We start from the raw sequence: 25,526 nt of genomic DNA on the forward strand, positions 1-25,526 counted from the left end.
CAGAGCCGTGGATTGGCTCTCGGCGGCATTCCCATTCCAGTTTCGACCTTAGAGGATGATTCGCGAGCGGCGTCTTGCCCAGGAGTGCACGAGAGCGGGCACTACAGCTTGTAAGCTGTGCGGAATCCGCCCCAGTGCCGGCCCTGCACGCGGATCGGGACGTCGATTTCGCGCATCATCACCGTATTCCCGTTGCCCATGTCGCGCGCATAACTCTGGACCAGGTACGAGCGCAGGTTGCGCGCGGCCGCGAGCCCCGCCGGATCGTTGAAGATGCGCCGGTTGCGGCTGTTGGCCGTGTTCCAGGCGGCGTCGCCCGGCCGCTGCGGATGCGAATAGATCTTGTTGTGCACCGGCAGGAAGCCGTTGCGGTCGACCATGGCGCAGAACGCCATGCGCGGTTCCTTGGCGAGAAACGCTTCCTGGAACGGCGGCAGTGCGCGGTCGGCCCAGTCCAGATATCTGGTGCGGTATTGCTGTGGATTGGTGCCTGCGATCTCCACATAGTCGGTGTCGAAGAGGTCGTCGATCCTGACCTCGCCGCGTGCAACCGCCTGCTCGAAGATTTGGGTCAGCGCGTTGCCCGCTTCCATGGCGCGGGTGACGAACTCCGTGTTCTCCTCGTGGATCGACCACAGCCGGTCTTCGATCTTCTCGCGGAGCTCGGCATCGGGATTGACGAAATGCGCGCGGGCTCCGGCCTTGGACTGCTCGACGACGCGCAGGCGGCAGGCGCCGACGGCTTCGAGCGTGCCTTCGATCATCGCCTGCGGCGCCAGCCGGCCTGCATCCGCACCGCCGATCAGCACGCCGTCCATCGCGATCTCGTAGACCGGCATCACGCCGCGCGCGCTCTCGAATTTGAGATGGCAGGGCAGGCGCTCGGTCTTGCGGCGGTCGTCGTGCTCGCTCTGGCGCAGCAGCACCGCGCAGCGCGATTTCAGCTTCTGTGCGAAGGTGGTGACCGCCTTGCCGGCGCTGGCGACGTTCTCGCCATGGGTCTCGGCCGCCTTGGTCGCGGCATCGATCTCGGCCGCGCTCTGGCCGACCGAGACGATGAACTCGGAGGCGCTGGCGGCATTGCCGGAGACTTCGCTCGTGGTGGCGTTCTGCTCGGCGACCGCGCCGTTGACGGTTTCGAATACCGGGCGGATCGCCTCGATCGCCTGCGAAATGCGGTGCACGGCATCGGCGGAGCCGGCGGCGTCGCGCTGGAGCGCGTCGATCTTTTTGGTGATCTCTTCCGTCGCGCTCTGGGTCTGCACCGCGAGCGCTTTCACTTCGGTCGCGACGACCGCAAAGCCCTTGCCCGCAGCGCCCGCGCGCGCGGCCTCGATGGTCGAGTTGAGCGCGAGCAGCGTCGTCTGCCGCGCGATCTGCGCGATCAGATTGACGACGTTGCCAATGGCGGCGGAGGACTCGCGCAGTCGGTCGACATTGGCGCGGGCTTCCTGCGCCGCGGCACTGGCCTCGTCGGCGAGCTTGCCGGCCGCGCGAACCTGCGCGCCGATGCCCAGCGCGGACTGGGTGAACTTGTCGGCGGCATGGGCGAAGGTGGATGCGGTCGACTGTGAGGCGTTGGTGCGGCCGGTCAGGGCGTCGGTCCGGTCGCGGATGGCCGCAAGCGTCGTGGCGGTCGCTTCGGCGCCGCCGGCCACCGAATTGGCGGCGCGCTCGAGCTGGCGAATCATCGCGCCCAGCTCGAGTTCCAGCAGTTCCAGGATTTCCCTGGCAGAATCGCTCTCAGCGGCCGGGCCGGGCTCGGAATGGGCCGGCGGCGCCGCAGCCTGCGGGGCGGCCGCGGGCGCAGCCATGTCCGGCAGAGGCTTCCGAAATAGTCCGAACGCCATCAGGTCTCTCTTGTCGGGGGACGGTCGTACGCTATTTTCGCAGGCCGGAATGAAGTCAGGGTTAACGATGCCTGACATCTGGGCAAGGGCCACTACGGTGTTACCTTAAAGTCGTAGAGCCTCTTTCATTCCGGTGGGTTGGCGGCCTATAAGGCCGCGCTTCCCACGCTCACCTTAGGCGCACGATTCCTTTACGAGACCACGCATGGCCGGACATTCCCAATTCAAGAACATCATGCACCGCAAGGGGCGGCAGGATGCCCAGAAGTCGAAGCTGTTCGGCAAGCTGGCGCGGGAAATCACCGTCGCCGCCAAGCTCGGCACGCCCGACCCCGCCATGAACCCGCGCCTCCGCGCCGCCGTGATCGCCGCGCGCGCGGAGAACATGCCGAAGGACAATATCGAGCGCGCCATCAAGAAGGCGCTCGGCAGCGACGGCGAGAACTATGACGAGATCCGCTACGAGGGCTATGGCCCCGGCGGCGTCGCCGTCATCGTCGAGGCGCTGACCGACAACCGCAACCGCGCCGCCTCCGACATCCGCTCCTTCTTCACCAAGTCGGGCGGCAATCTCGGCGAAACCGGTTCGGTCTCCTTCATGTTCGACCGCACCGGCATCATCGAATACGACCGCAGCGTCGCTTCCGACGACGCGGTGCTCGATGCCGCGATCGAGGCCGGCGCAGACGACGTCGTCTCCGGCGAAGGCGGACACGAGATCTACGCCTCGACCGAAGGCTATCGCGACGTCGCCAAGGCGCTGGAAGCCAAGTTCGGCGAGCCGCGCAAGGCCGCGCTGATCTGGAAGCCGCAGAACACGGTCGCCGTCGATGACGAGACCGGCGAGAAGCTGCTCAAGCTGATGGACCTGCTCAACGAGCACGACGACGTCCAGAACGTCTACGCCAATTTCGAGGTGTCGGACGCGCTTGTTGCCAAGATGGGCGGGTAGGGGACACACGAACGGTGCGCGCCCTCGCCCCGCTCTGCGGGGAGAGGGTTGGGGTGAGGGGCTGTTTCGGCGTCGGCGGTGATAGAGGGACTCGTGGAGAGTCCCCTCACCCGGAATCCGCGCTTCGCGCGCATTCCGGCCTCTCCCCGCAAGCGGGGAGAGGCGAAGAGCGACACTTCCCCTGTTACTTCCGTTCTGTTTCTGTTTCCCCCGCCGCAGCCAGCCGCTATCACTGGCCCATGACTGCGCTCCCGATTCGTGGCCCCGTTCGCATCATCGGCATCGACCCTGGCCTGCGCCGTACCGGCTGGGGCGTGATCGAGGCTGAGGGCAACCGCCTGATCTATGTCGCCTGCGGTTCGGTGGAACCGCCGGACGACCTGCCGCTGTCCAGCCGCCTGCTCGCGATCCACGAAGGGCTCGCCTCTGTCCTGTCCGATCACAAGCCGATGGAAGCCGCCGTCGAGCAGACTTTTGTGAACAAGGACGGCGTTGCGACGCTGAAGCTCGGCCAGGCCCGGGGCGTCGCCATGCTGGCGCCCGCAATGTTCGGCATCAGCGTCGCCGAATATGCGCCGAACCAGGTGAAGAAGACTGTGGTCGGCGCCGGCCATGCCGACAAGCAACAGATCGCGATGATGCTGAAGATATTGCTGCCGAAGGCCGAACCGCCGTCAGCCGACGCTGCCGACGCGCTCGCCATCGCCATCACCCACGCCCATCACCGCCAGAGCACGGCGCTCAGGCTGAAGGTGGTGGGAGTTTAAGTTCGAGTCATGAGGCGCAACATGAGCCGCACGCACACTCTTCTCCCTCCCCCCTTGTGGGGGAGGGTTGGGGAGGGGGGCAGCCCCGGGCGCCGGCGTCTGTGGCTTACCCCCCTCCCGGATCGCCTTCGGCGATCCGACCTCCCCCACAAGGGGGGAGGTAACAAGAAGAGCGCTGCGCAATCATGATCGGCAAGCTGAAGGGCCTGATCGATTCCTACGGCGAGGATTTCGTCATCCTCGACGTCGGCGGCGTCGGCTACCAGGTGCATTGCTCGACGCGCACGCTGCAGCATCTGCCGTCGCCCGGCGAGGCCGCCGTGCTGTCGATCGAGACCTATGTCCGCGAGGACCAGATCAAGCTGTTCGGCTTCCGCACCGACCAGGAGCGTGAATGGTTTCGCCTGCTCCAGACCGTGCAGGGTGTCGGCGCCAAGGTCGCGCTCGCGGTGCTCGGCACGCTGGCGCCCTCCGACCTCGCCAATGCGATTGCGCTGCGCGACAAGGCCGCGGTGGCACGCACGCCGGGCGTCGGCCCCAAGGTCGCCGAGCGCATCGTCACCGAATTGAAGGACAAGGCGCCGGCCTTCGCCAATGTCGATCCCGCCGTGGTGCATCTTGCCGGTGCCGTCGACGACCAGCGCGCGCCGCGCCCGGTGGCGGATGCGATCTCCGCGCTGGTCAATCTCGGCTATGGCCAGCCGCAGGCCGCCGCGGCCATCGCGTCGGCCTCGCGCAGCGCCGGTGAAGGCGCCGAGACGGCGCAGCTCATTCGCCTCGGTCTGAAGGAACTCGCGAAGTGAGCGATCCCAAGGCCAACCGCATGGTCTCGCCAGAGCGCCGCAGCGACGATGTCGGCGATACCGCGCTGCGCCCGCAATCGCTGTCCGACTTCGTCGGCCAGCAGCAGGCGCGCAAGAACCTCTCGATCTTCATCGAGGCGGCGCGCAAGCGCGGCGAGGCGCTGGATCATGTGCTGTTCGTCGGGCCCCCCGGCCTCGGCAAGACCACGCTGGCGCAGATCGTAGCCAAGGAGCTCGGCGTCGGCTTTCGCGCCACGTCGGGTCCCGTGATTGCCAAGGCCGGCGATCTCGCCGCCCTGCTGACCAACCTCGAAGAGCGCGACGTGCTCTTCATCGACGAGATCCATCGCCTCAGCCCGGCGGTGGAAGAGGTGCTCTATCCCGCGATGGAGGATTTTCAGCTCGACCTCATCATCGGCGAGGGCCCGGCGGCGCGCTCGGTGAAGATCGAGCTGTCGAAGTTCACCCTCGTCGGCGCCACCACGCGTGCGGGCCTCCTCACCAATCCCTTGCGTGACCGTTTCGGCATTCCGGTCCGGCTCAATTTCTACACGATCGAGGAGCTCGAAAGCATCGTCAGCCGTGGCGCGCGCGTGCTGAACGTCGGCATGAGCGCGGACGGCGCCAACGAGATCGCGCGCCGCGCCCGCGGCACGCCGCGCATCGCCGGGCGCCTGCTCCGGCGCGTGCGCGATTTTGCTTCCGCCGCGGATGCCGAAACGATCGATCGCAAGATCGCCGATCACGCGCTGAGCGCGCTCGAGGTCGACGCCGCGGGCCTGGACGCCATGGACCGCCGCTACCTCACCACCATCGCGATGAACTATGGCGGCGGTCCCGTCGGTGTCGAGACGATGGCCGCAGCGCTCTCCGAGCCGCGCGATGCGATCGAGGACATCATCGAGCCCTATCTGATCCAGTGCGGCTATCTCCAGCGCACCCCGCGCGGCCGCCTGCTCACCTCGCACGCCTTCCGCCATCTCGGTCTCGCCGAACCCAATCGCGATGCGGCGCAGTTCGGCCTGTTCGGCACCGACGAAAGCGACGACTGATCGCCGAAGTCGATGAACCCGCAGGTTCCATCCCAGCACTAATCCGAACGCGCGGCGAACGGGATCGCCGCACACGGACTGGAGTGGGAAGGAATGGAGCCGACGGACGACACGAGGCTGCTCAAGACCATCGCGGCCGCGCCGCAGCTGCGCACGCCTGACGAAACCGAGGCGTTGCTGGATTCGATGCCGCTTGGCGAGCTGGCATCGATGTGGTGCGCGCTTCAGCGCGTCAGCCGTCGCGACCAGGTCGGCAGCATCTGGGCCATCAAGGTCTATTTCGACCATCTGCCGCATCGCCGGCCGCAAGCCGCGCTTGATCTCGTGCTCGATGTGCTCAAGACCGAGGCCGACAAGCCGACGGTGATGCAGCTGAACGACAAGTTCCTGCTGGCGCTATTCTATGCGCATGGCAAGGAGATGATGGCGCGTGTCGAGCAGGAAGCCGCGCACAATGACAGGCTGCGCTGGCTGCTGGGCGGCGTGCATGTCGGTCCCGACGATCCCTTGATGTCGCGTATTGCAAGCCTGGCCGATCGCGAGGCGTGGCATGCCGACCATCTGGCGCAGCGCACGCCGCGCGAGCCGCTCGATTGCGCCAACATGTCGGTTGCCGAGCTCGCGCGCGCCTGGGTCGAGCAATATTCCAGATCCGAGCGCGACCAGGACGACAATCTGTTCGCGATCATGGATTTCGAGCGCGACCTGCGCGAGGACGATCCCGACAGGATGATCGACCTGATCCTGGAGATCCTCAAGATCGAGTCCAACCCGGTGCTGCTGTCGCTGCTGGCCGCCGGTCCCCTCGAAGACGTGATCAGCGCCGGGACGATCGACCGCATCGAGCGCGAGGCGCGCGCCGACGCACGTTTTCGCGACCTGCTCGGCGGCGTCTGGTACTACCGCGCGCCCGACGAATTGAAGGCGCGGCTGGATGCGCTTATCGGCGAGAGCCGATGGTAGCGCTTGTGCAGACGGTCTGCACAAGAGTACCCCAATTCCGCTTCAATCGGACCGCATCAAGACGCCGTAGCAGAAGCGGGCTTCCATGATCACGCGCCGTCATCTCATCCGTTCCTTCGGCGGCCTGTCCGCTCTCGGCTTCTCGACCGCCGCCTACGGCGTCGGTATCGAGCCCCACCGGCTCGGCGTCACCCGCTATCATCCGACCCCGCGGCAATGGCCGGCGGATCTGCCGCTCAAGATCGCTGTGATCGCCGACGTCCATGCCTGCGATCCCTGGATGTCGCTGGAGCGGATCGAGGCCATCGTCGACCGCGCCAATGGTTTGAACGCCGACCTCGTCGTGCTGCTCGGCGACTATGTCGCCGGTCTTCACCAGGTCACGCGCATCATTCCCGCGAAGGAATGGGCCAGGGTGCTCGCGGGCCTGAAGGCGCCGCTCGGCGTCCACGCCGTCATGGGTAATCACGATTATTGGGTGGACACGGCCGTGCAGCAGGCCGGGCATGGCCCGACGGTGGCGCATCGTGCGCTCGAGGCGGCCGGCATTCCCGTCTACGAGAACGACGCCGTGCGCCTCACCAAGGACGGCCGCCCGTTCTGGCTCGCCGGCCTCGGCGATCAACTCGCTTTTCTGCCGGCGCGGCGCTTCCGGAGCACGGGGCGCTTCGGTGCCGACGATCTCACCGCGACGCTCGCCAAGGTCACGGACGATGCGCCAATCATCCTGCTCGCGCACGAGCCCAACATCGCGCCGCGCGTGCCCGCGCGCGTCGCGCTGCAACTGTCCGGCCACACCCATGGCGGCCAGGTTCGCCTGCTCGGCTGGTCGCCCGCCGTTCCGCGGCAGCACGGCCTCCGGCTCGCCTATGGTCATGTCAGGCTGAAATGCGACGTCATCATCTCCGGCGGGCTCGGTTGCAGCTTCATGCCGCTCCGTGTCGGCGTGCCGCCGGAGATCGTCGAGGTGACGCTGGGAAGGACGGGGCCGGCGGTGGCGTAACCCGCGCTTGCACGGCCGGCTGTTTTTGCGCAAAACCGGCTGGTTGCAAAAAGCAAAGAGGCTCGCGACGTGACTGCCCATCTCGACGGCGAGATCCGCGACGGCCGCCACCACATGCAGGTCCGCGTCTACTACGAGGACACGGATTTCTCCGGCATCGTCTATCACGCCAATTATCTGCGCTTCATGGAACGGGGGCGGACCAACCATCTGCGGCTGATGGGCGCCGAGCAGCAGGCGCTGTTCGAGCAGCCCGCGACGGAGGACTCCGGCTTCGCCTTCGTGGTGCGCTCGATGCACCTGGATTTCCTCAAGCCCGCGCGGATGGACGACGTGCTCGACGTCGTGACCTGGCCGATCGCGGTGAAAGGCGCCTCCATCATGCTCGCACAGGAGGTCCGGCGCGGCGAGGACGTGCTGGTCAAGGCCGAAGTGCGCGTCGCCTTCATCAGCGGCGGCCGTGCCCAGCCGATCCCGAAGTCGATCCGCACGCTGATGAAGGCTGATCTGATTTCGTGATCGCCCGATTGGTGATGGCCACTCGACTCCGCCGGCTGCGGCGATAGATTTGCGGCCCCGACCAACCGATGAGGCCACCATGTCGCGTCCGCCGCTTCCCCCCTTTACCCGCGAGACCGCTGCGCAAAAGGCCCGCATGGCCGAGGACGCCTGGAATTCGCGCGATCCGGTACGTGTCTCGCTCGCCTATACCGAGGACAGCCGCTGGCGTAACCGCTCCGAGGTGTTCCAGGGCCGCGAGGCCATCGTCGCCTTCCTCACCCGCAAATGGGAGAAGGAGCACGACTACCGCCTGATCAAGGACCTCTGGGCCTTCGACGGCAACCGCATCGCGGTGCGCTTCCAGTACGAATGGCACGACGCGAGCGGCCAGTGGTATCGCTCCTACGGCAACGAGCAATGGGAGTTCGACGAGCACGGCCTGATGAAGCGGCGCGAGGCGTCGATCAACGACATCATGATTGCAGAGAAGGACCGCCGGTTTCATTGGCCCGCGCCGGGGCCGCGGCCGGCGGATGTGGCGGGGTTGGGGACGGATCCGTTCTGAGCCGCGCAAGCAACTCTCAATCCTCATGGTGAGGAGCCGCGAAGCGGCGTCTCGAACCAGGCAGGCCCTGCTGCTGCATCCGGGCCTTCATCCTTCGAGACGCGCGCGAGCGCGCTCCTCAGGATGTGGGGAGAGATTTGCGCGCCAGAAACCGCGTAATCGCCCCACCGAGCTTCGCGTTGTCCAGCGGCTGCGCCAGCGACGCGCGCGCCGTGGCGACGACGTCATCCGGCGCCTTGCCGTCGCGCAGCTCGCAGCACACTTGCGCGAACTCCACGTCGAACTCCGGATGCGGCTGCACGGTCAGCGTCGCGCCGTTGGCGTAGAGCAGGCCGGCATGCGGGGTGAACTCGGACGAGAGGATCGTCAGCGCGTCGGTCGGCGGCTCGACCACCTGGTCCTGATGTGAGGCGGCGATCGCGACCGCTTCGCCTTCGACGACGCCGTTCTCGGGCAGCACCTGATAGACGTGCCGGCCGATGCCCCAGCCTTTCTCCGACTTGCGCACGGTGCCGCCCAGGGCCTGCGCGATCAATTGATGGCCGAAGCACACGCCGACCATCGGCGTCTTGTTGGCGTAAGCCGTACGCACGAAATCTTCCAGCGACGCGATCCAGTCGAGCCCGTCATAGACGCCGGCGGCCGCGCCGGTGATCAGCACGGCTTCGAGCTTGCCTGGATCGGGAAGTGCATCGCCATTCGGGATGCTGACCACGTCGACCGTGGCCGTCGGATCCTCGGCGCGGACCATGCGCGCGAACATGTCGGGAAACGAGCCGTGCTGCTCGCGATATTCTTGCGGGACCTGCCCGGTCTCGATGATGGTGATGCGTGCCATGTGCCCCCCAAGGTCAAAAGGACAAGGTCAAAGGTTGCGATGCTCAGTCGCTTTCTGCCCCATGTTGCTGGTGTGGCGCTGGGCCCTCCAGCAGCGCGCTCTGCTTCCGCACCTCGCTCAGAAAGGCCTTGGCGAGGCGTGATAGCGGCTCGGCTTCCGACCAGAGCATGTAGGCGACCGCATGGGTCGTCGGCGTGAACGGCCGGACGACGAGGCCATTGCCGCCGTTCTGCCGCGGCGAGAACGGATCGACCACCGCGGCACCGACGCCGGCGGCAGCGAGCACGCAGGCGGTGTTGCAGTAGCGCACCTCGACGGTCGGCCGGAATGGCGCGCCGGCCCGCGCAAAACTGTCGCGCACGGCCTCGCCTAGGCGTGTGCCGCGCTCGAGCCCGATGAAGGGCAGGCCGGACAGATCCGCGGCCGAGATCACGGGCCGGTCGGCGAGCGGATGCCGCGGCGGCAGCACGCAGACCATCTCGCCGGTGTGCACCACCTCGTGTGCGATGCCGGGATGATGCGTCAGCCCGAGCGCGAAGCCGAGCTCGGCGACACGGCTGAGCACGCCCTCGATGATGCCCTCGTAGCGCCGCACGTCGAAGAAGACGCGCGTCTCCGGGCGGCGGCGCAGGAAGCCCGACAGCGCGGACGGGATGATGCTGTAGGCAAGCGGCGGCGTCGCCACGATCGCAAGATGTCCGGACCGGTTCTCGCGCAGATCGCGCACGCGGTTCTCGAGTTTTGCGTGCAGCGCGAAGATCGCCTCGCTCTCCTTGTAGAGCGCCATCGCCTCGGCGGTCGGAAACAGCCGGTTGTTGACGCGCTCGAACAGCGCGAAACCCGCCTGCGCCTCCATGGTCTTCAGCGCGTTGCTGACCGCGGGCTGCGACAGTGCCAGCTCATCCGCCGCCGCCACCGTGGTGCGGTGGCGGATGACGGCACGCAGGATCTCGAGCTGACGCAGGTTCATATCACTGCCGATTATACTCAGGGCCAAAACATCATAGCAGAACGAATTGATTTTGCAGCCCCGCTTCCGCGTAATGGCGGCGGATTTGCACGTCGCATCAAGGGGTTCATTCGCCCATTGAGGCGGCACTGCGCACAGATTGGAGGCAATCTTGGTTCGTGTCCTTCGCGCCGCCGCCGCCCAGATGGGCCCGACGCAGAAAGCAGACTCGCGTGAGCATACGCTCTCGCGCATGCTCGCGCTGCTGGAGGAGGCCGCCGGCCGCGGCGCCAGCCTCGTGGTGTTTCCAGAGCTTGCCTTCACCACGTTCTTTCCGCGCTGGCTGCTGGAGGGCGAGGCGCTCGACCAATATTTCGAGCGCGGCATGCCCAACCCGGCGGTGGCCAAGCTGTTCGACCGCGCACGTGCGCTCCGTGTCGGTTTTTATGTCGGCTATGCCGAGCTGACGCCGGACGGCCGCCGCTACAATTGCGCCATCCTGGTCGATCGTGACGGCGAGATTCTCGGCCGCTATCGCAAGGTGCATCTGCCGGGCTCGGTCGAGCCGCGGCCGGGTGCGCGCTACCAGCAGCTGGAGAAGCGCTATTTCGAATATGGCGATCTCGGTTTTCCCGCCTTCCGGGCCGGTTCGGCCTGGGCCCACGCCATCATGGGCATGATGATCTGCAACGATCGCCGCTGGCCGGAATCCTGGCGCGTGCTCGGCCTGCAGGGCGTCGAGCTCGTCTGCATCGGCTACAATTCCGCTGCCTACGATCCGAATGGTGGCGCCACCGAAGACGGTGCCTTGCGCACCTTCCATTCGACGCTGGTGACGCAGGCCAATGCCTACATGAACGCGACCTGGGCGATCTCGGTGGCGAAGGCGGGCGAGGAGGACGGCTCCGGGCTGATCGGCGGCTCCTGCATCGTCGATCCCAATGGTCGCATCGTCGCGCAGGCCCAGACGCTGGCGGACGAGGTGGTCGTCGCCGACATCGATCTCGACCTCTGCCGCCAGGGCAAGGACAAGATGTTCAATTTCGCCGCCCACCGGCGGCCGGAGCAATACAGGGTGATCACCGAACGCGCCGGCGTCATCGAGCCGGCCGTTCTCGATGCGGACTGACCAAATGGCACGGCGTTAGCAAAGGAGCTGACATGACACGCCTCTCGCATTTTCTCAGCCTAGCAGCCTTGGCTGCCGTGACGTCGGCGCAGGCGGCCGAGCTTCCGGCGGAGATCAAGCAGGCGGGCGCGTTGAAGCTCACGGTCAACTCCACCTACGCGCCGATGGAATATCGCGACCCTGTGACCAACGAGCTGGTCGGGCTCGACATCGATCTTGCGAACGAGCTCGCCAAGCGGCTCGGCGGCCTCAAGATCGTTTGGAGCGAGACGCCGTTCGCCGAGTTGATCCCCTCGCTCCAGACCAAGCGCGCCGATTTCATCATCTCCGGCATCTCGGACCGCGCCTCGCGGCGCGAGACCGCCGATTTCGTCGATTACCTCCAGACCGGCCCGCAGTTCTTCGTGATGGCGGAGAGCGAGGCGAAGGCGGCGACCGATCTCTGCGGCAAGAAGGTCGGCACCACCCGCAGCACCAGCTTCCCGGTCGAGATCGAGAAGTGGAGCAAGCAGAACTGCGAGGCGGCCGGCAAGCCGGCGATCCAGTACGTGCCGGGCGAGAACTCGATCGACGTCCGCAACCAGCTCAAGCAGGGCCGCATCGACGCCGCCGTGCAGGGCAGCGAGACGCTGCCTTACGCGCAGACGCAGGAGCCCGGCAAATACCGCATTGTCGGTGAGGCCTTCGCCAAGGGTTATCAAGGCATCATGTTCCGCAAGGACGATGCGGCCCTGCGCGAGGTGGTGACCGAGAAGCTCACGGCCATGATCGCCGACGGCGCCTACAAGGCCGTTCTCGACAAATGGGGCCTTGGCGCGAACGCGGTCGCCCAGCCCATGCTGAACGCGGCGCCGCAATGAAGCCGGCGCCGGCACTCGCGGAGGGTTTCCCTGATTTGTCGGGGATGCGGATCGCGCGCGAGCCGCACTGGTTCCGCTGGCTCAGCGCAGCCCTGATCGTGCTGGTGCTGGCGGTGATCGTGCGCGCGTTTGCGAACGGCCAGATCGAATGGTCCTATGTCAGCCGCTTCCTGACTGTGAAGGTGATCCTCGAAGGCATCGTCAACACTATGGTGATGGCGGTGCTGGCGATGATGCTCGGGATCGTGCTCGGCATCGTCGTGGCGATCATGCGGCTGTCGCCCAACCCGGTGCTGAAGACGGTGGCCGCCGGCTACACCTGGCTGTTTCGCGGCACGCCGCTGATCCTGCAACTGCTGCTCTGGTTCAACCTCGCACTGGTGTTTCCGACCATCGGCATTCCCGGCCTGTGGAGCGCGCGCGCCGTCGACGTCATGACGCCGTTCCTCGCCGCGCTGCTCGGGCTCGGCATCAACCAGGGCGCCTACACCTCCGAAGTGATGCGCGCCGGCATGCTGTCGGTCGACATCGGACAATATGAGGCAGCGCAGGCGATCGGCATGGGGCGGCTGCGCGCGCTGCGGCGGATCGTGCTGCCGCAGGCGATGCGCGTGGTGATCCCGCCGCTCGGCAACGAGTTCATCGGCATGGTGAAGGCGACCTCGCTCGCGAGCGTCATCCAGTATCCGGAGCTGCTGCATAACGCCGAGAACATCTACTACGCGAATTCCCGTGTCATCGAGCTCTTGATCGTCGCCGGGCTCTGGTACCTGCTCGTGGTCTCGATCCTGACCCCGCTTCAGATGCTGCTCGAACGCCGTTTTGCACGCGGCACATTGCGGCTGGCGCGATGACAAACCCCCTCGTCGCGATCCGCTCCGTCAGCAAGAATTTTGGAGAGTTTCAGGCTCTCAGAAACGTCTCGCTCGACGTCCGGCCCGGCGAGGTGATGTGTCTGATCGGCGCCTCCGGATCGGGCAAGACCACGCTGCTCCGTTGCATCAACCAGCTCGCCGCGATCGATGCCGGCGGCATCTGGCTCGACGGCGAGCTTCTGGGTGTGCGCGAGCAGGGCGGGCGGCTCCATCGGCTGACCGAGCGGGAGATCGGGCGGCAGCGGCTGAAGACCGGCATGGTGTTCCAGCGCTTCAATTTGTTTCCGCACAAGACCGCGCTGGAGAACATCACCGAGGGCCCGACCCAGGTTCAGGGGCGCAAGCCGGATGAGGTGCGCGCCGAGGCGCTCGAGCTGCTCCGTCGCGTCGGACTTGCCGCCAAGGCGAACGCGTATCCCGCGCAGCTCTCCGGCGGCCAGCAGCAGCGTGTGGCGATTGCGCGGGCGCTCGCCATGAAGCCGATGCTGATGCTGTTCGACGAGCCGACCAGCGCGCTCGATCCCGAGCTCGTCGGCGAGGTGCTCGCGGTCATGAAGGAGCTGGCGAAGAGCGGCATGACCATGATGGTGGTGACGCATGAGCTTGGCTTCGCCCGCGAGGTCGCCGACCGCGTCGTCTACATGGACCAGGGCGCGATCGTCGAGCAGGGGCGCGCCTCCGACGTGTTGGGCGCGCCGCGCGAGGAGCGCACCAAGGCATTTCTTTCGGCTGTGATCTGACATTGGGGGTGTGGTGATGAAGAGGCTTTTGGTTGCGGCGGCGTTCTTGGGCGCTATGACTGTTTCGGCGTTGGCGATCGAGCTGCCGCCTGACATCGCAAAGCGCGGCAGCCTCAAGGTGGCGCTGGTGCCGAACTATCCGCCGATGGAGTTCCGCGATCCCGCCACCAATGCGCTGTCCGGATTCGACATCGATCTCGGCGAGGCGATGGGCCGCAAGCTCGGCGTCAAGATCGAATGGACCGAGACCAGCTTTGCCGAATTCATGCCGTCGATTTCGACGGGGCGGGTGGATGCCATCCTGTCCGGTTTCACCGACTATGCGAGCCGGCACGAGATCGCGTCCTTCGTCGATTATTTGCGCAGCGGCCCAAAATTCTTCGTGCAGCAGTCCCGCGCGTCCGAGTTCAAGGACATGGCTGCGCTCTGCGGCAAGAAGGTCGGCGCCAGCCGCCGGACCATGTTTCCCGCAGAGATCGACAAGTGGAGCCAGAAGAACTGCGGCAGCAATCCGATCCAGTTCGTCGGCACGGACGGCTCGGCCGATGCGCGCACGCAGCTCAGGCAGGGCCGTATCGATGCCGCTGTGCAGGGCAACGAGACGCTGCCCTATCTGATGGATCTCGAGCCGGGCACCTATGCGCCGGTCGGCGATCCCTTCGCGACGCAGTTCACGGGCATCGCGCTGCCGGTCAAGGAAAAGGCACTTCAGCAGGCGATGGTCGAGGCACTAGATGCGCTGATCGCCGACGGCACCTATCGTACGCTGCTGGCGAAGTGGAAACTGAGCGATAACGCAATAGAGAAGGCGACCATCAATGCTGGACAGTAAGGCACTCAAGAGCATCCCGCTCGTCCCGGCCAACACCGCGGATCCCGCGCCCGAATATCCCTGGCCGAAGCCGTACAAGTCGGCGATGTTCCTGTCGTTCGACGTGGATGCTGAGAGCGCATGGACCAGCAAAGACGCCGTGCACGCCCAGCGGCTCATCACCATGAGCTATGGCGGCTATGAGGCGCGCGTCGGCACGCCGAAACTTCTGGAGCTGCTCGACCAGCTCGATCTCAAGGCGACGTTCTTCGTCACGGGATGGTCGGTCGATGCGCATCCGGCGATGGCCGAATCCATCCTCAAGGCCGGCCACGAGATCGGCCATCACGGCTATCATCATCTGTTGCCCGATCCCGGCGATCCCTGGATCGAGGAGGAGCTGGAGCGTGGCTTCGAGGCGCTGAAGCGCCGGCTCGGCGTCAGGCCGACCGGCTATCGCGCGCCTTACGGCGAGTTCACCGAGGAGCTGCGCGTCGCGCTGGTGCGTCATGGCATCGTCTATACGTCCTCGTTCCGCGACGACGTCAGGCCCTATCGTCATCGTCTCGCCGACGGCAAGCCAGGCACGATCGAGCTGCCGGTGACCGCGAGCTATGACGACTGGATGCACGGCCTGTCCGCGCGCTTCAGCCCGCGCTCGATCTTCCCCAAGGAGCATGTGCTCTCGATGTGGAAGGACGAGCTGGATGAGGTCCGCGACTGGGGCGCGATGGTGACGACGGTGCTGCATCCGCAATGCAGCGGCCGTCCGATGCGACTGCGCCTGCTGCGCGAGTTCCTGACCTACGCAAAGTCCTGCCCCGACGTCTGGATCACCACCGGTGAGAAGATCGCGGAAAACTTCCTGCGCCACGAAGCCGGCAACCGCTGAGCAGTAGCATGACCCGCCGCCGCATCCTCGTCATCAACCCCAACTCCTCGGCGTCGGTGACGGCGGCGATCGACGACGCGGTCGCGCCGCTGCGCATCGCCGGCGGGCCTGACATCGAGGTCGTGGGCCTTGCCGAGGGGCCGCCCGGCATCAGCTCGCAGCGCGACGCCGACAGCGTCGTCATGCCGCTGGTGAACCGTGTGTCGCGCGACGATGCGGATGCCTTCGTGCTCGCCTGCTTCAGCGATCCCGGCCTGCATGCGGTGCGTGAGGCGGCCGGTGGCCGCCCGGTGCTGGGTATCGCCGAATGCGGCATCTTTCGCGCGCTGATGCTGGGCGAACGTTTCGGTGTCATCGCCCTGTCGCCGTCGAGCATCCGCCGCCAGCAGCGCATGGCGCGCGTGATGGGCGTCGACAGCCGCTATGCCGGAAGCTGGTCGGTCGGCGCGAGCGCGGCGGAGACGGCAGGCGCCGACATCCGCGGCCGGTTGATCGACGCCGGCCGCGCATTGGTCACCCAATGCCGCGCCGATGTCGTGGTGATGGGCTGCGCCGGCATGGCTTCCCACCGCGCGGCAATCGCGGATGCGATCGGCGTGCCCGTGGTCGAGCCGGCGCAGCAGGCGGTGGCCGCTGCGATCGGCGCGGTCTTGTTGAACACGTAATATCCTTCAGGAGCCCTTCGTAATGCCCGTCTCCCGCCGCTCGCTCCTCAAGGCCGCCGCTGCAATGCCGGCGCTGTCGCTGCCGGGCATCGTCCGCGCTGAATCTCAGTCCACGCTGCGCTTCATTCCCGTCATCGACCTCGCCTTTGTCGACCCCATCTATTCGACCGCGCAAGTGTCCCGAAACCACGGCTTCATGGTCTACGACACGCTCTACGGCATGAGCTCCTCGCTCCAGGTCTCGCCGCAGATGCTGTCGGGCCACACCATCTCCGCCGACGGGCTGCAGTGGGACCTCAGCTTGCGCGACGGCCTGTTCTGGCATGACGGCGAGCGTGTGCTCGCCCGCGACTGCGTCGCCAGCATCCGCCGCTGGGCGGCGCGCGACGGCTTTGGCGGCGAGCTGATGGAGGCGACCGCCGAGCTCTCCGCCGCCGATGACCGCACCATCCGCTTCCGCCTCAAGCGACCGTTCCCGTTGCTGCCGCAGGCGCTCGGCAAGGCCGCGATCAACGCCTGCTTCATGATGCCGGAGCGGCTGGCGAGTCAGGACCCGTTCAAGCCGCTCACCGAGGTCATCGGCAGTGGCCCGTTCCGCTACCTCGCCGACGAGCGCGTGCAGGGCGCCCGCAATGCCTATGCCAAGTTCGAGCGCTACCAACCGCGCACCGACGGCAAGCCGGATTGGACGGCTGGCCCGAAGATCGTGCATTACGACCGCGTGGTCTGGACCACGACGCCCGATGCCGGCACCGGCGTCGCCGCGCTCCAGACCGGCGAGCAGGACTGGCAGGAGACCACGCCGCACGACCTGTTGCCGATCATCAAGGCCGCCGGCGATATCGACACGCGCATCCTCGATCCCCGCGGCTATGCCTGCATGCTGCGCCTCAATCATCTCCAGCCGCCGTTCGACAATCCCGCCGTCCGCCGCGCGCTGCTGGGCGCGATCGACCAGTCTGCCTTCATGACGGCGGTCGCCGGCACCGATCCGGCCTTCCAGGTGTCGCCCATCGGCTATTTCGCTCCGGGCACGCCGATGGCGAGCGAGGTCGGTCTCGACGTCTTCCGCGGCCCGCGCGACTACGCCAAGGTGAAGGCGGATCTGAAGGCCGCCGGCTACAATGGCGAGAAGATCGTCCTGCTCGTCCCCACCAACTCGCTGGCGCAGAAGCCGCTCGGCGAGATCGCCGTGGACTCCTTGCGCAAGGCCGGCATGAACGTCGAATATGCCGGGCTTGATTTCGCCGTCGTGTTGCAGCGCCAGCTCAAGAAGGACCCGCTTCCGCAGGGTGGCTGGAGCGCGGCGGTCGGCAACTGGCAGGGCATCGACTGGCTCAATCCGGCCGGCAACACCAACATCCGCGGCGAAGGCAAAGTCGCCGGCTGGTACGCGAGCGAGAAGATGGGGGCCTTGCGCAGCCAGTGGCTGGCGGCCTCCGAGCTCGCCGAGCAGCAGCGCATCTGCCGCGAGATCCAGGCGGTGGCGTTCGAGGAAATCCCCTATATTCCGATCGGCCTGTACAAGCAGCCGACCGCCTATCGCAAGGCCATCACCGGCATTCTCGACGGCACCGCCGTCTTCTGGAACGTACGCCCCGCATGAGCACGATCGCAATCTTCGGCAGCTATGTGCTGTCACGGAAAGACGGCGCGCAGGATGTGCTGCGCGACCATTGGGTCCTGGTCGAAGGCAAGAAGATCGCCGCGGTCACGCGCGACAAGCCGAGCGCGGACGAGGTCTACGACAGGCCCGGCCGCTTCGTGCTGCCGGGCCTGTTGAACCTGCACAATCACTGCTTCTCCGAAGCCGTGGCGCGCAGCCACAGCGAGGACGGCAACGGTCGCAAGAACAATCAAAGCATCGTCTACACGGTGCTGCTGCCGCTCACCAAGCGCGGTGCGGATATCCTGTCGGCGGAAGAGCGCATGGCGGTCGCACGGCTCGGCATCCTCCAGCTCCTCAAGGGCGGCGCCACCACGGTGATGGAGCCGTTCCGCAATTCGATCCCCGAGATGTTCGACGCGGCGGAAGAGATGGGCATCCGCTTCTACGGCGCGCCCTATCTGTTCTCCACCTCCGACGCCAAGGCGGGTCCGGATGGTGTGGTTCAGTACTCCGGCGATGACGGTGCCGCCGACATGGCGACGTGGGATGCGCTCTATCAGCGCTGGAACAATCGCGGCGACGGCCGCATCAGCCTCGCGATGAGCCCGCACGCCACCGACACCTGCGGCCCCGATCTGCTCAAGGCCTGCGCGGCGCGGGCGCGCGAGCTCGGCGTGCCGATCACGACGCACATGGCGCAGAGCCGCGGCGAGGTCGAGACCATCGGCAAGCGCTATGGCGGCCGCACGCCGGCGGAGTATCTGGACTGGCTCGGCCTGCTCGCGCCCGACCTGATGGCGGCGCATTGCATGTTCAGCACCGACGACGATCTCAAGCTGATGGCCGCGCGCGGCATGACCGTGCTGAATTGCCCGCGCGTGTTCGCGCGTGCCGGCGTCACCGCCGCCTTCAGCCGCTTCGCCGAGCACGGCGTGCGCACCGTGGTCGGCACCGACGGCTACAACATGGATCTGCTCGGCGAACTCAATGCGGCCTCGCTGATCTCCAAGATCACGTCCCAGCGCGCCGATGTCGCCAATTCACCGGAGTTGATCGAAGCGAACACGGCGGTCGCCGCCGACGTCGTCAAGCGGCCGGACCTCGGCCGGATCGAGCCGGGCGCGACCGCCGACCTCACGGTGGTCGATCTCACCCATCCGCATCTCCAGCCGCTGTTCGATCCGCGTCGCGCGCTGATCGCGCTCGCCAACCGCGCCAATATCGATCAGGTCATGGTCGACGGCCGCGTGCTAGTTGATGGCGGCCGCTATCTCGGCGCCGACGAAGCGGCGATCACCGCCGCCGGCAGCGCTGCGATCGGCAAGATCTGGGACCTGCCGGAGGCGCAGGCGGCGTTCAACGGCTGAGAGGCTGCCGGTGCTACGAAGACGGTGCGCTCCCTCTCCCGCTTGCGGGAGAGGGCAGGGGAGAGGGTTCTCTCCAACCGGGGACACTCCCGATGCGGAGAGAGCCCCCACCCGGCGCTTCGCGCCGACCTCCACCGCAAGCGGGAGAGGTTGCAGCGAGCCTGTAGCCAAATCGATTCAATCCAAGGGCATTCTAATCCTCGAACTCCGCGAGCGACTTGCGCATGGTCTCGACCAGATCCAGCGCCACCGGCGAGGGGCTGCGCTGCGCCGGAAAGACCGCGGAGAATTCGAAGTCGATGCGCGGCAGGAAGCGGCGCACCACGACGCCGCGGGTGGAGAATTCCTGCGCGGTGAAGGGATCGCAGATCGCGACGCCAAGTCCTGACGACACCATGCCGCACATGATCTCCGACAGCGTGGTCTCCACCCGCAGCACGCGGCGGACATCATGGCGATGGAAGACCTGGTCGACGAGGTGCCGGCTCGACGATCCCGCCGACAGCGAGATGAACGTCTCGCCCTCGAAATCGCGCGGCTCCAGCACCTCTTTCTCCGCGAGGCGATGACCGGTCGGTAGCACTGCGACGCGCGCCAGCGCCGGCAGCCGCAGACTCGGCAGGCCGGAATGGGCGATCGGCACCTCGGCAAAGCCGATGTCGCATTGATTGTTCAGCACCCAGTCGACCACGATCGGCGAGATCACCCCGAAGAAGGCGAGGTTGAGGTTGGGGCGCTCCTTCAGGAAATGCCCGGCGAGCCGCGGCAGATAGCCGTTCGAGAGCGCCGGCAGCGCGGCGATCCGCAACGACCCGGTGCGGCGGCCGCGGATTTCTTCGGCCGCGGCAGTGATGCGTTCGAGTCCGACGAAGGAGCGCTCCACCTCGGTGTAAAGCGCCATCGCCGCGGCAGTCGGCACCAGGCCGGTACCGCGCCGCTCGAACAGCTCCATTTTCAACAGCGCCTGGAGGTCGCGCAGCAACCGGCTGACCGCCGGTTGCGTCACGGTCATCAGCGCCGCCGCCTCGGTCACGCTGCCGGTCAGCATCGTCGCGCGGAAGGCCTCCACCTGCCGCGAATTGATCCGCGCCATACCAAATTCCATTCATAACATTTAGGCATGCAGAGGGTGCCATTATTCATTGGACGATGGAAGTATAGGTTTGCGATCTTTTTCATCAGGACTGGAGACAGCCCGCTTTTTCGGCAGATTGGAGGGGTTTGGACCTCCAGATCGCGCCAAAACCCGCCGAACGGGGGCCGGAGCCCTGATCGGGGAGGAATTTGCGCGGAAGGAGATGCGGAAGGCGCTTCAGTCAGCGAGACACGTCGGCGCGTCACCTCATTCCGGTATTGGAGATCGGTCCACATGAAGACTTTTCGCCTTCTGACAGCGGTCAGCATCGCGGCTCTCGTTGCCGCCTCTTCGGCCGCCTCGGCCCAGCAGAGAACGCTCTATGTCGCCGGCTATGGCGGCTCGTTCGAGAAGACCATTCGCGACGAGGTGATCCCGGCCTTCGAGAAGGAGAACGGCGTCAAGGTCGAATACGTCGCCGGCAACTCCACCGACACGCTGGCCAAGCTTCAGGCGCAGAAGGGCAACCAGCAGATCGACGTCGCCATCGTCGATGACGGCCCGATGTACCAGGCGATCCAGCTCGGCTTCTGCGGCAAGCTCGAGGGCCTGCCCACCGATCTCTACGACACCGCCCGCTTCAAGGACGATCGCGCTGTAGCGATCGGCATCGTCGCGACCGGGCTGATGTACAACACCAAGGTGTTTGCCGAGAAAGGCTGGGCGCCGCCGACCTCGTGGAACGACCTGAAGGATACGAAGTACGCCAAGCAGCTCGTCATTCCGCCGATCAACAACACCTACGGCCTCGAAGCGCTGGTGATGCTGTCGAAGATGAACGGCGGCGGCGAGTCCAACGTCGATTCCGGCTTCAAGATCTTCAAGGAGCAGATCAATCCGAACGTGCTCGCCTATGAGCCGTCGCCGGGCAAGATGACCGAGCTGTTCCAGTCCGGCCAGGCCGTGATCGCGGTGTGGGGCACCGGCCGTGTGCAGAGCTTCGCCAACACCGGCTTCCCCGTCGACTTCGTCTATCCCAAGGAAGGCGCGGCGACGCTGCTGACGACGGCCTGTCCGATCACCAAGCCGAACGCTTCGCCGCTCGCGTCCAGCTTCGTCAAGATGTTGCTCGATCCAAAAATCCAGCTCGTGATGCTCAAGGATTACGGCTATGGCCCGGTGCTGAAATCGCTGGCGATCCCGCCGGAGCTCGGCAAGATGGCGCCGATCGGCGAGCGCGCGGCAAAGCTCTATAATCCGGACTGGACGGTCATCAACGAGAAGCGCGAGGAGTGGACCAAGCGCTGGAATCGCGAAGTCGAACGCTGATCGTTCGCGGCGGAGACAGCGTCATGGCCTATCTCGAGCTCGATCGGGTCGCCAAGCAGTTCGGAGCACAGACTGTGGTCGATGACTTCAGTCTGTCGGTGGGGAAGGGGGAGTTCATCTCCTTCCTCGGCCCGTCCGGCTGCGGCAAGACCACGACCCTGCAGATGATCGCGGGCTTCCTCGATCCCACGCGCGGCGCGATTCGCCTCGAGGGCAAGGACCTGACCGCGATCCATCCGGCCAGGCGTGGCCTCGGCATCGTGTTCCAGAGCTACGCGCTGTTTCCGCACATGACCGCGGCGGAGAACGTCGCCTTCGGCCTCGAGATGCGCAAGGTGCCGCGCGCCGAAAGGGCCGAGCGCGTTCGCGCCGCGCTCGCGATGGTCGGCCTCGCCGGCTACGAGGATCGCCATCCGCGCCGCATGTCCGGCGGCCAGCAGCAGCGCGTGGCGCTGGCGCGTGCGCTGGTGATCAAGCCGAGCGTGCTGCTGCTCGACGAGCCGCTGTCGAACCTCGATGCCAAGCTGCGCGAGGAGATGCAGATCGAGCTGCGCCAGATCCAGCGCACCATCGGCACCACCACGATCCTGGTCACGCACGACCAGAACGAGGCGATGTCGCTGTCCGACCGCATCGTGGTGATGAGCCAGGGCAAGATCGAGCAGATCGGCACGCCGCAGGAGACCTATGAGAAGCCGGCCTCGGCCTTCGTCTCGCAGTTTCTCGGCAAGACCAACGACTTTGCCGCGACGATCGATCGGGCCACGGCGCCCGCGAAGCTGGTGGCGGGCTCCTGGAGCGCGCCGGCACCAGTTGGCCTCAGCGGTCCCGTCACCGTCAGCATTCGGCCCGAGCGGATCGGTTTTGGCGATGCGGGCCTCAGCGCAAAGATCGTCACGCGCATTTTCCAGGGCAATCACTGGCTGTTCCAGTGCGACAGCGAATGCGGTCCTGCCATCGTGATCCGCCAGAATGACGGCCAGTCACAGCCGGCCGAAGGCGAGACCGTTCGTCTTGCCTGGCGGCCTGAGGACATGAGCGTGCGCGGAGCTGCCGCATGAGCGCGGTCGCAGACACGGCTCCGCCGGGGGCCGCCGATGCGCGCATCGCACGCGCGCCATGGGTACTCTCCGCGCCCGCCTTGATGCTGTTCGTCGGCGTGCTGCTGATTCCGCTCGCGATGACCGTGATGCTGTCGTTTCACGATTGGGGCCAGTACAAGGGCATTGAGCCGGTCTTCATCCTGAAGAACTGGCACGAGATCGCGACCGATCCCTACTACGCCGAAATGTTCTGGCGGACGTTTCGCATCGCGATCCTGACGACTCTCCTCACGGCCCTGCTAGGTGCGCCCGAAGCCTACATTCTCAACCGCATGAGCGGACGCTGGAAGAGCTTCTTCCTGCTCGTCATCCTCGGACCGCTGCTGATCTCCGTGGTGGCGAGGACGCTCGGCTGGGCGCTGCTGTTCGGCGGCAACAACGGGCTCGTCAACAAGCTCCTGATGTCGGCCGGGCTGATCCGTGCACCGATTCCCTTCATGTTCACCGAGACCGGCATGGTGATCGCGCTGGCGCATGTGATGATGCCGTTCATGGTGCTGTCGGTGTGGGCCGCGCTTCAGCGGCTCGATCCGCAGATCGAGAACGCCGCGATGTCGCTTGGCGCAGGTCCGATCACCACTATTCGCCGCATCATCATGCCGCAGATCATGCCGGGCGTGCTGTCGGGCGCGATCATCGTGTTCTCGCTCTCGGCCAGCGCCTTTGCGACGCCCGCGATCATCGGCGGCCGTCGGCTCAAGGTTGCCGCGACGCTGGCCTATGACGAGTTCCTGAACACGCTGAACTGGCCGCTCGGTGCGGCGGTCGCGACGCTGCTGCTGGTTGCGCTGGTCTTGATCGTCGTCGGCAGCAATGCGCTGATCGAGCGACGCTACGCGGAGGTGTTCCGATGAGACGGAACGGCCCGCTGGCGCTGATCTTCCACACCGTCTTCGTCATCGTCATGGTGGCGCCGATCCTGGTGGTCTGCCTCGTCGCCTTCACGCCCGAAGGCTTCCTGTCGCTGCCGACCAACGGCTTTTCGCTGCGCTGGTTCAGGACCATCGCGAACTATCCTGAATTCATCCACGCCTTCTGGGTCAGCCTCGGGCTCGGCGCGCTGTCGTCCCTCGTGGCGCTGTTGTTCGCGGTGCCCGCGGCGCTCGCGATCGCGCGCTATCGCTTCCGCGGCCGCGATGCGCTGGCAGCGCTGTTCCTGTCGCCGCTGATGATCCCGCATGTCGTGCTCGGCATCGCCTTCCTGCGCTTCTTCACCTCGGCTGGCCTCGGCGGTAGCTTCGCGGCGCTGATCATCGCGCATGTCATCATCGTGTTTCCGTTCGCGCTGCGGCTGACGCTTGCGGCCGCGACCGGCATGGATCTTTCGGTCGAGATGGCGGCGGTCTCGCTCGGCGCCGGCGGCTGGACGCTGTTCCGCCGCGTGACCTTGCCGCTGATCCTGCCCGGCGTCATCAGCGGCTGGGCGCTGGCCTTCATCCAGTCCTTTGACGATCTCACCATGACCGTCTTCCTCGCGGCGCCCGGTACCGAGACGTTGCCGGTGCGCATGTTCCTTTATATCCAGGACAACATCGATCCGCTGGTGACGTCGGTCTCGGCCTGCGTGATCGCGATCACCATGACCGCCCTCATTCTGCTCGACCGCTTCTACGGGCTCGACCGTGTGCTCGCCGGCAAGGGCGATACGGGACGATAGGAGAACTCATGTCAGGAGAATACGACGTCGCCGTCGTCGGCGGCGGGTTGCTCGGCTCCGCCATTGCCTGGGGCCTCGGCCGGCTCGGCAAGAAGGTCGCCGTGCTCGACGAAGGCGACATCACCAAGCGCGCCTCGCGCGCCAATTTTGCGCTGGTCTGGGTGCAGAGCAAGGGCCTGGGCATGCCGGCCTATACGGTGTGGACCGTGCAGGCGTCGCAGGCATGGGGCCGGCTTGCCTCCGAGCTGAAGCAGCAGACCGGCCTCGATGTCTCGCTGCAACAAAATGGCGGCTTCCATCTCACCCTCGGCGAGGACGAATTCGGCCAGCGCACCGAGCTCGTCAAGCGCATGCACAACCAGGTCGGCGCCGCCGACTACAAGATGGAGATGCTGCCGGCGTCCGAGGTGAAGAAGGCGCTGCCGCTGATCGGGCCGGAGGTTTCCGGTGGCAGCTATTGTCCGCTCGACGGCCACGTCAATTCGCTGCGCACGTTCCGCGCCTTCCACACCGGCTTTATGGCGTTCGGCATCGATTATCTTCCGGAGCGGCCGGTTTCGGCGATCAGCAAGAGCGGCGGCGAATTCCGCCTGACCACGCCGAAAGGCGAGCTTCGTGCCGCCAAGGTCGTGCTTGCCGCGGGCAATGCCAACCAGACGCTCGCGCCGATGGTCGGCCTCTACGCGCCGATGGGCCCGACCCGCGGCCAGATCGTGGTGACCGAACGCACCATGCCGTTCCTGCCGCATCCGCTGACCACGATCCGCCAGACCGACGAGGGCACGGTGATGATCGGCGACAGCAAGGAGGACGAGCTGGACGATCGCACGCTGAAGCATTCGATCAGCGCGGTGATGACCGATCGCGCGCAGCGCATGTTCCCGCATCTGTCGCGGCTCAACGTTATCAGAAGCTGGGCCGGCATCCGCGTCATGCCGCAGGACGGCTTTCCGATCTACGACCAGTCGGAAACGCATCCCGGCGCCTTCGTCGCCTGCTGCCATTCCGGCGTGACGCTCGCCTCCAACCACGCCTTCGAGATCGCGCGCATGGTGGCGCAGGGCGCGCTCGAGCCGGAGCTGGTCGGCGCGTTCTCCGCGAGCCGTTTTGGCGGCGATGGCGCTGCGAACAACAGCGGCTACTAGAGATATCAAGGAGCCAAGAGGCATCC

At 66.2% G+C, this 25,526-nt stretch carries 26 protein-coding genes; 22 read left to right on the forward strand and 4 right to left on the reverse strand.

Going from position 1 to position 25,526, the window contains the following annotated elements:
- Window positions 1-101: 101 nt before the first annotated feature.
- Window positions 102-1,850: a methyl-accepting chemotaxis protein gene (locus tag ACVWW6_RS15150; protein WP_456680947.1), complete on the reverse strand. Its 1,749-nt coding sequence runs from the start codon at window positions 1,848-1,850 to the stop codon at window positions 102-104.
- A 205-nt stretch (window positions 1,851-2,055) separates the two neighbouring features.
- Between ACVWW6_RS15150 and ACVWW6_RS15155 the strand changes: the two genes are divergently transcribed.
- From ACVWW6_RS15155 to ACVWW6_RS15190, 8 genes are all read left to right on the forward strand, one after another.
- Complete coding sequence (locus ACVWW6_RS15155; protein ID WP_011084350.1) at window positions 2,056-2,802, forward strand: YebC/PmpR family DNA-binding transcriptional regulator; 747 nt, start codon at window positions 2,056-2,058, stop codon at window positions 2,800-2,802.
- A 239-nt stretch (window positions 2,803-3,041) separates the two neighbouring features.
- Entirely contained in the window at window positions 3,042-3,569 is a 528-nt protein-coding gene (gene ruvC / locus ACVWW6_RS15160) for a crossover junction endodeoxyribonuclease RuvC (protein ID WP_011084351.1), read from the forward strand.
- Window positions 3,570-3,754: 185 nt separating this feature from the next.
- Window positions 3,755-4,372 carry a Holliday junction branch migration protein RuvA gene (gene ruvA / locus ACVWW6_RS15165; RefSeq protein WP_011084352.1) on the forward strand — a complete coding sequence of 206 codons (618 nt, stop codon included), beginning with the start codon at window positions 3,755-3,757 and terminating at the stop codon, window positions 4,370-4,372.
- 20 nt (window positions 4,373-4,392) lie between these two features.
- Window positions 4,393-5,424 (forward strand): Holliday junction branch migration DNA helicase RuvB, encoded by a 1,032-nt coding sequence (ruvB, locus tag ACVWW6_RS15170; RefSeq protein ID WP_171901310.1) that lies wholly within the window; start codon window positions 4,393-4,395, stop codon window positions 5,422-5,424.
- A gap of 93 nt (window positions 5,425-5,517) precedes the next feature.
- On the forward strand, window positions 5,518-6,387 hold the full coding sequence (locus tag ACVWW6_RS15175) for a DUF6869 domain-containing protein (RefSeq protein ID WP_456680948.1): 870 nt from the start codon (window positions 5,518-5,520) through the stop codon (window positions 6,385-6,387).
- A gap of 85 nt (window positions 6,388-6,472) precedes the next feature.
- Complete coding sequence (locus tag ACVWW6_RS15180; RefSeq protein ID WP_060909132.1) at window positions 6,473-7,390, forward strand: metallophosphoesterase; 918 nt, start codon at window positions 6,473-6,475, stop codon at window positions 7,388-7,390.
- Window positions 7,391-7,504: 114 nt separating this feature from the next.
- Window positions 7,505-7,909, forward strand: a complete 405-nt coding sequence (gene ybgC / locus ACVWW6_RS15185; RefSeq protein WP_246740660.1) for a tol-pal system-associated acyl-CoA thioesterase — start codon at window positions 7,505-7,507, stop codon at window positions 7,907-7,909.
- Window positions 7,910-7,988: 79 nt separating this feature from the next.
- Window positions 7,989-8,456, forward strand: coding sequence for a nuclear transport factor 2 family protein (locus ACVWW6_RS15190; protein ID WP_011089945.1), 468 nt, complete (start codon window positions 7,989-7,991; stop codon window positions 8,454-8,456).
- A 118-nt stretch (window positions 8,457-8,574) separates the two neighbouring features.
- Here ACVWW6_RS15190 and ACVWW6_RS15195 read toward each other — a convergent pair whose 3' ends face one another.
- Window positions 8,575-9,294, reverse strand: a complete 720-nt coding sequence (locus ACVWW6_RS15195; RefSeq protein WP_456680949.1) for a type 1 glutamine amidotransferase — start codon at window positions 9,292-9,294, stop codon at window positions 8,575-8,577.
- A 43-nt stretch (window positions 9,295-9,337) separates the two neighbouring features.
- A complete protein-coding gene (locus ACVWW6_RS15200; RefSeq protein ID WP_271552319.1) occupies window positions 9,338-10,264 on the reverse strand; it encodes a LysR family transcriptional regulator in 927 nt (308 codons plus the stop codon).
- A 151-nt stretch (window positions 10,265-10,415) separates the two neighbouring features.
- On the opposite strand from ACVWW6_RS15200, the gene ACVWW6_RS15205 reads away from it, so the two are divergent.
- From ACVWW6_RS15205 to ACVWW6_RS15245, 9 genes are read left to right on the forward strand one after another with little or no spacing between them, the layout of a single operon-like run.
- Entirely contained in the window at window positions 10,416-11,372 is a 957-nt protein-coding gene (locus ACVWW6_RS15205) for an N-carbamoyl-D-amino-acid hydrolase (protein ID WP_074077758.1), read from the forward strand.
- A 32-nt stretch (window positions 11,373-11,404) separates the two neighbouring features.
- The gene (locus ACVWW6_RS15210) at window positions 11,405-12,232 is read left to right on the forward strand and encodes an ABC transporter substrate-binding protein (RefSeq protein WP_456680950.1); all 828 of its coding nucleotides are present in this window, start codon (window positions 11,405-11,407) and stop codon (window positions 12,230-12,232) included.
- The gene (locus ACVWW6_RS15215; protein ID WP_161536578.1) at window positions 12,229-13,086 is read left to right on the forward strand and encodes an amino acid ABC transporter permease; all 858 of its coding nucleotides are present in this window, start codon (window positions 12,229-12,231) and stop codon (window positions 13,084-13,086) included. The genes ACVWW6_RS15210 and ACVWW6_RS15215 overlap by 4 nt, the downstream gene beginning before the upstream one ends.
- Window positions 13,083-13,847, forward strand: coding sequence for an amino acid ABC transporter ATP-binding protein (locus ACVWW6_RS15220; protein ID WP_456680951.1), 765 nt, complete (start codon window positions 13,083-13,085; stop codon window positions 13,845-13,847). Before ACVWW6_RS15215 ends, ACVWW6_RS15220 begins: the two co-directional genes overlap by 4 nt.
- A gap of 16 nt (window positions 13,848-13,863) precedes the next feature.
- A complete protein-coding gene (locus tag ACVWW6_RS15225; RefSeq protein WP_028172973.1) occupies window positions 13,864-14,679 on the forward strand; it encodes an ABC transporter substrate-binding protein in 816 nt (271 codons plus the stop codon).
- The gene (locus ACVWW6_RS15230; protein WP_028172974.1) at window positions 14,666-15,550 is read left to right on the forward strand and encodes a polysaccharide deacetylase family protein; all 885 of its coding nucleotides are present in this window, start codon (window positions 14,666-14,668) and stop codon (window positions 15,548-15,550) included. The genes ACVWW6_RS15225 and ACVWW6_RS15230 overlap by 14 nt, the downstream gene beginning before the upstream one ends.
- A gap of 8 nt (window positions 15,551-15,558) precedes the next feature.
- Window positions 15,559-16,215, forward strand: coding sequence for an aspartate/glutamate racemase family protein (locus ACVWW6_RS15235; protein WP_028172975.1), 657 nt, complete (start codon window positions 15,559-15,561; stop codon window positions 16,213-16,215).
- A gap of 22 nt (window positions 16,216-16,237) precedes the next feature.
- Window positions 16,238-17,821: an ABC transporter substrate-binding protein gene (locus ACVWW6_RS15240; protein WP_456680952.1), complete on the forward strand. Its 1,584-nt coding sequence runs from the start codon at window positions 16,238-16,240 to the stop codon at window positions 17,819-17,821.
- Entirely contained in the window at window positions 17,818-19,191 is a 1,374-nt protein-coding gene (locus ACVWW6_RS15245; protein ID WP_456680953.1) for an amidohydrolase family protein, read from the forward strand. Before ACVWW6_RS15240 ends, ACVWW6_RS15245 begins: the two co-directional genes overlap by 4 nt.
- Before the next feature lie 193 nt (window positions 19,192-19,384).
- On the opposite strand, the gene ACVWW6_RS15250 is transcribed toward ACVWW6_RS15245, so the two are convergent.
- Window positions 19,385-20,284: a LysR substrate-binding domain-containing protein gene (locus ACVWW6_RS15250; RefSeq protein ID WP_011089933.1), complete on the reverse strand. Its 900-nt coding sequence runs from the start codon at window positions 20,282-20,284 to the stop codon at window positions 19,385-19,387.
- Window positions 20,285-20,560: 276 nt separating this feature from the next.
- On the opposite strand from ACVWW6_RS15250, the gene ACVWW6_RS15255 reads away from it, so the two are divergent.
- Genes ACVWW6_RS15255 through ACVWW6_RS15275 form a run of 5 tightly spaced genes read left to right on the forward strand, consistent with a single transcriptional unit; the run spans window position 20,561 to window position 25,500 of the window.
- Window positions 20,561-21,595 (forward strand): ABC transporter substrate-binding protein, encoded by a 1,035-nt coding sequence (locus tag ACVWW6_RS15255; protein ID WP_271552329.1) that lies wholly within the window; start codon window positions 20,561-20,563, stop codon window positions 21,593-21,595.
- A gap of 23 nt (window positions 21,596-21,618) precedes the next feature.
- Window positions 21,619-22,656 (forward strand): ABC transporter ATP-binding protein, encoded by a 1,038-nt coding sequence (locus tag ACVWW6_RS15260; protein WP_060910221.1) that lies wholly within the window; start codon window positions 21,619-21,621, stop codon window positions 22,654-22,656.
- The gene (locus ACVWW6_RS15265; RefSeq protein WP_011089930.1) at window positions 22,653-23,552 is read left to right on the forward strand and encodes an ABC transporter permease; all 900 of its coding nucleotides are present in this window, start codon (window positions 22,653-22,655) and stop codon (window positions 23,550-23,552) included. The genes ACVWW6_RS15260 and ACVWW6_RS15265 overlap by 4 nt, the downstream gene beginning before the upstream one ends.
- Window positions 23,549-24,355, forward strand: coding sequence for an ABC transporter permease (locus tag ACVWW6_RS15270; protein WP_011089929.1), 807 nt, complete (start codon window positions 23,549-23,551; stop codon window positions 24,353-24,355). Before ACVWW6_RS15265 ends, ACVWW6_RS15270 begins: the two co-directional genes overlap by 4 nt.
- 8 nt (window positions 24,356-24,363) lie before the next feature.
- The gene (locus ACVWW6_RS15275; protein WP_404523865.1) at window positions 24,364-25,500 is read left to right on the forward strand and encodes an NAD(P)/FAD-dependent oxidoreductase; all 1,137 of its coding nucleotides are present in this window, start codon (window positions 24,364-24,366) and stop codon (window positions 25,498-25,500) included.
- The last annotated feature ends 26 nt before the right edge of the window (window positions 25,501-25,526 follow it).

This window comes from Bradyrhizobium sp. USDA 3311 (genome assembly GCF_054062495.1).

What these genes read in the sequence shown, in the direction of transcription:
- ACVWW6_RS15150 (WP_456680947.1), bottom strand. Translation starts at nt 1,850, where the DNA reads ATGGCGTTCGGACTATTTCGGAAGCCTCTGCCGGACATGGCTGCGCCC.
- ACVWW6_RS15155 (WP_011084350.1), top strand. Translation starts at nt 2,056, where the DNA reads ATGGCCGGACATTCCCAATTCAAGAACATCATGCACCGCAAGGGGCGG.
- ruvC (WP_011084351.1), top strand. Translation starts at nt 3,042, where the DNA reads ATGACTGCGCTCCCGATTCGTGGCCCCGTTCGCATCATCGGCATCGAC.
- ruvA (WP_011084352.1), top strand. Translation starts at nt 3,755, where the DNA reads ATGATCGGCAAGCTGAAGGGCCTGATCGATTCCTACGGCGAGGATTTC.
- ruvB (WP_171901310.1), top strand. Translation starts at nt 4,393, where the DNA reads ATGGTCTCGCCAGAGCGCCGCAGCGACGATGTCGGCGATACCGCGCTG.
- ACVWW6_RS15175 (WP_456680948.1), top strand. Translation starts at nt 5,518, where the DNA reads ATGGAGCCGACGGACGACACGAGGCTGCTCAAGACCATCGCGGCCGCG.
- ACVWW6_RS15180 (WP_060909132.1), top strand. Translation starts at nt 6,473, where the DNA reads ATGATCACGCGCCGTCATCTCATCCGTTCCTTCGGCGGCCTGTCCGCT.
- ybgC (WP_246740660.1), top strand. Translation starts at nt 7,505, where the DNA reads ATGCAGGTCCGCGTCTACTACGAGGACACGGATTTCTCCGGCATCGTC.
- ACVWW6_RS15190 (WP_011089945.1), top strand. Translation starts at nt 7,989, where the DNA reads ATGTCGCGTCCGCCGCTTCCCCCCTTTACCCGCGAGACCGCTGCGCAA.
- ACVWW6_RS15195 (WP_456680949.1), bottom strand. Translation starts at nt 9,294, where the DNA reads ATGGCACGCATCACCATCATCGAGACCGGGCAGGTCCCGCAAGAATAT.
- ACVWW6_RS15200 (WP_271552319.1), bottom strand. Translation starts at nt 10,264, where the DNA reads ATGAACCTGCGTCAGCTCGAGATCCTGCGTGCCGTCATCCGCCACCGC.
- ACVWW6_RS15210 (WP_456680950.1), top strand. Translation starts at nt 11,405, where the DNA reads ATGACACGCCTCTCGCATTTTCTCAGCCTAGCAGCCTTGGCTGCCGTG.
- ACVWW6_RS15215 (WP_161536578.1), top strand. Translation starts at nt 12,229, where the DNA reads ATGAAGCCGGCGCCGGCACTCGCGGAGGGTTTCCCTGATTTGTCGGGG.
- ACVWW6_RS15220 (WP_456680951.1), top strand. Translation starts at nt 13,083, where the DNA reads ATGACAAACCCCCTCGTCGCGATCCGCTCCGTCAGCAAGAATTTTGGA.
- ACVWW6_RS15225 (WP_028172973.1), top strand. Translation starts at nt 13,864, where the DNA reads ATGAAGAGGCTTTTGGTTGCGGCGGCGTTCTTGGGCGCTATGACTGTT.
- ACVWW6_RS15230 (WP_028172974.1), top strand. Translation starts at nt 14,666, where the DNA reads ATGCTGGACAGTAAGGCACTCAAGAGCATCCCGCTCGTCCCGGCCAAC.
- ACVWW6_RS15235 (WP_028172975.1), top strand. Translation starts at nt 15,559, where the DNA reads ATGACCCGCCGCCGCATCCTCGTCATCAACCCCAACTCCTCGGCGTCG.
- ACVWW6_RS15240 (WP_456680952.1), top strand. Translation starts at nt 16,238, where the DNA reads ATGCCCGTCTCCCGCCGCTCGCTCCTCAAGGCCGCCGCTGCAATGCCG.
- ACVWW6_RS15245 (WP_456680953.1), top strand. Translation starts at nt 17,818, where the DNA reads ATGAGCACGATCGCAATCTTCGGCAGCTATGTGCTGTCACGGAAAGAC.
- ACVWW6_RS15250 (WP_011089933.1), bottom strand. Translation starts at nt 20,284, where the DNA reads ATGGCGCGGATCAATTCGCGGCAGGTGGAGGCCTTCCGCGCGACGATG.
- ACVWW6_RS15255 (WP_271552329.1), top strand. Translation starts at nt 20,561, where the DNA reads ATGAAGACTTTTCGCCTTCTGACAGCGGTCAGCATCGCGGCTCTCGTT.
- ACVWW6_RS15260 (WP_060910221.1), top strand. Translation starts at nt 21,619, where the DNA reads ATGGCCTATCTCGAGCTCGATCGGGTCGCCAAGCAGTTCGGAGCACAG.
- ACVWW6_RS15265 (WP_011089930.1), top strand. Translation starts at nt 22,653, where the DNA reads ATGAGCGCGGTCGCAGACACGGCTCCGCCGGGGGCCGCCGATGCGCGC.
- ACVWW6_RS15270 (WP_011089929.1), top strand. Translation starts at nt 23,549, where the DNA reads ATGAGACGGAACGGCCCGCTGGCGCTGATCTTCCACACCGTCTTCGTC.
- ACVWW6_RS15275 (WP_404523865.1), top strand. Translation starts at nt 24,364, where the DNA reads ATGTCAGGAGAATACGACGTCGCCGTCGTCGGCGGCGGGTTGCTCGGC.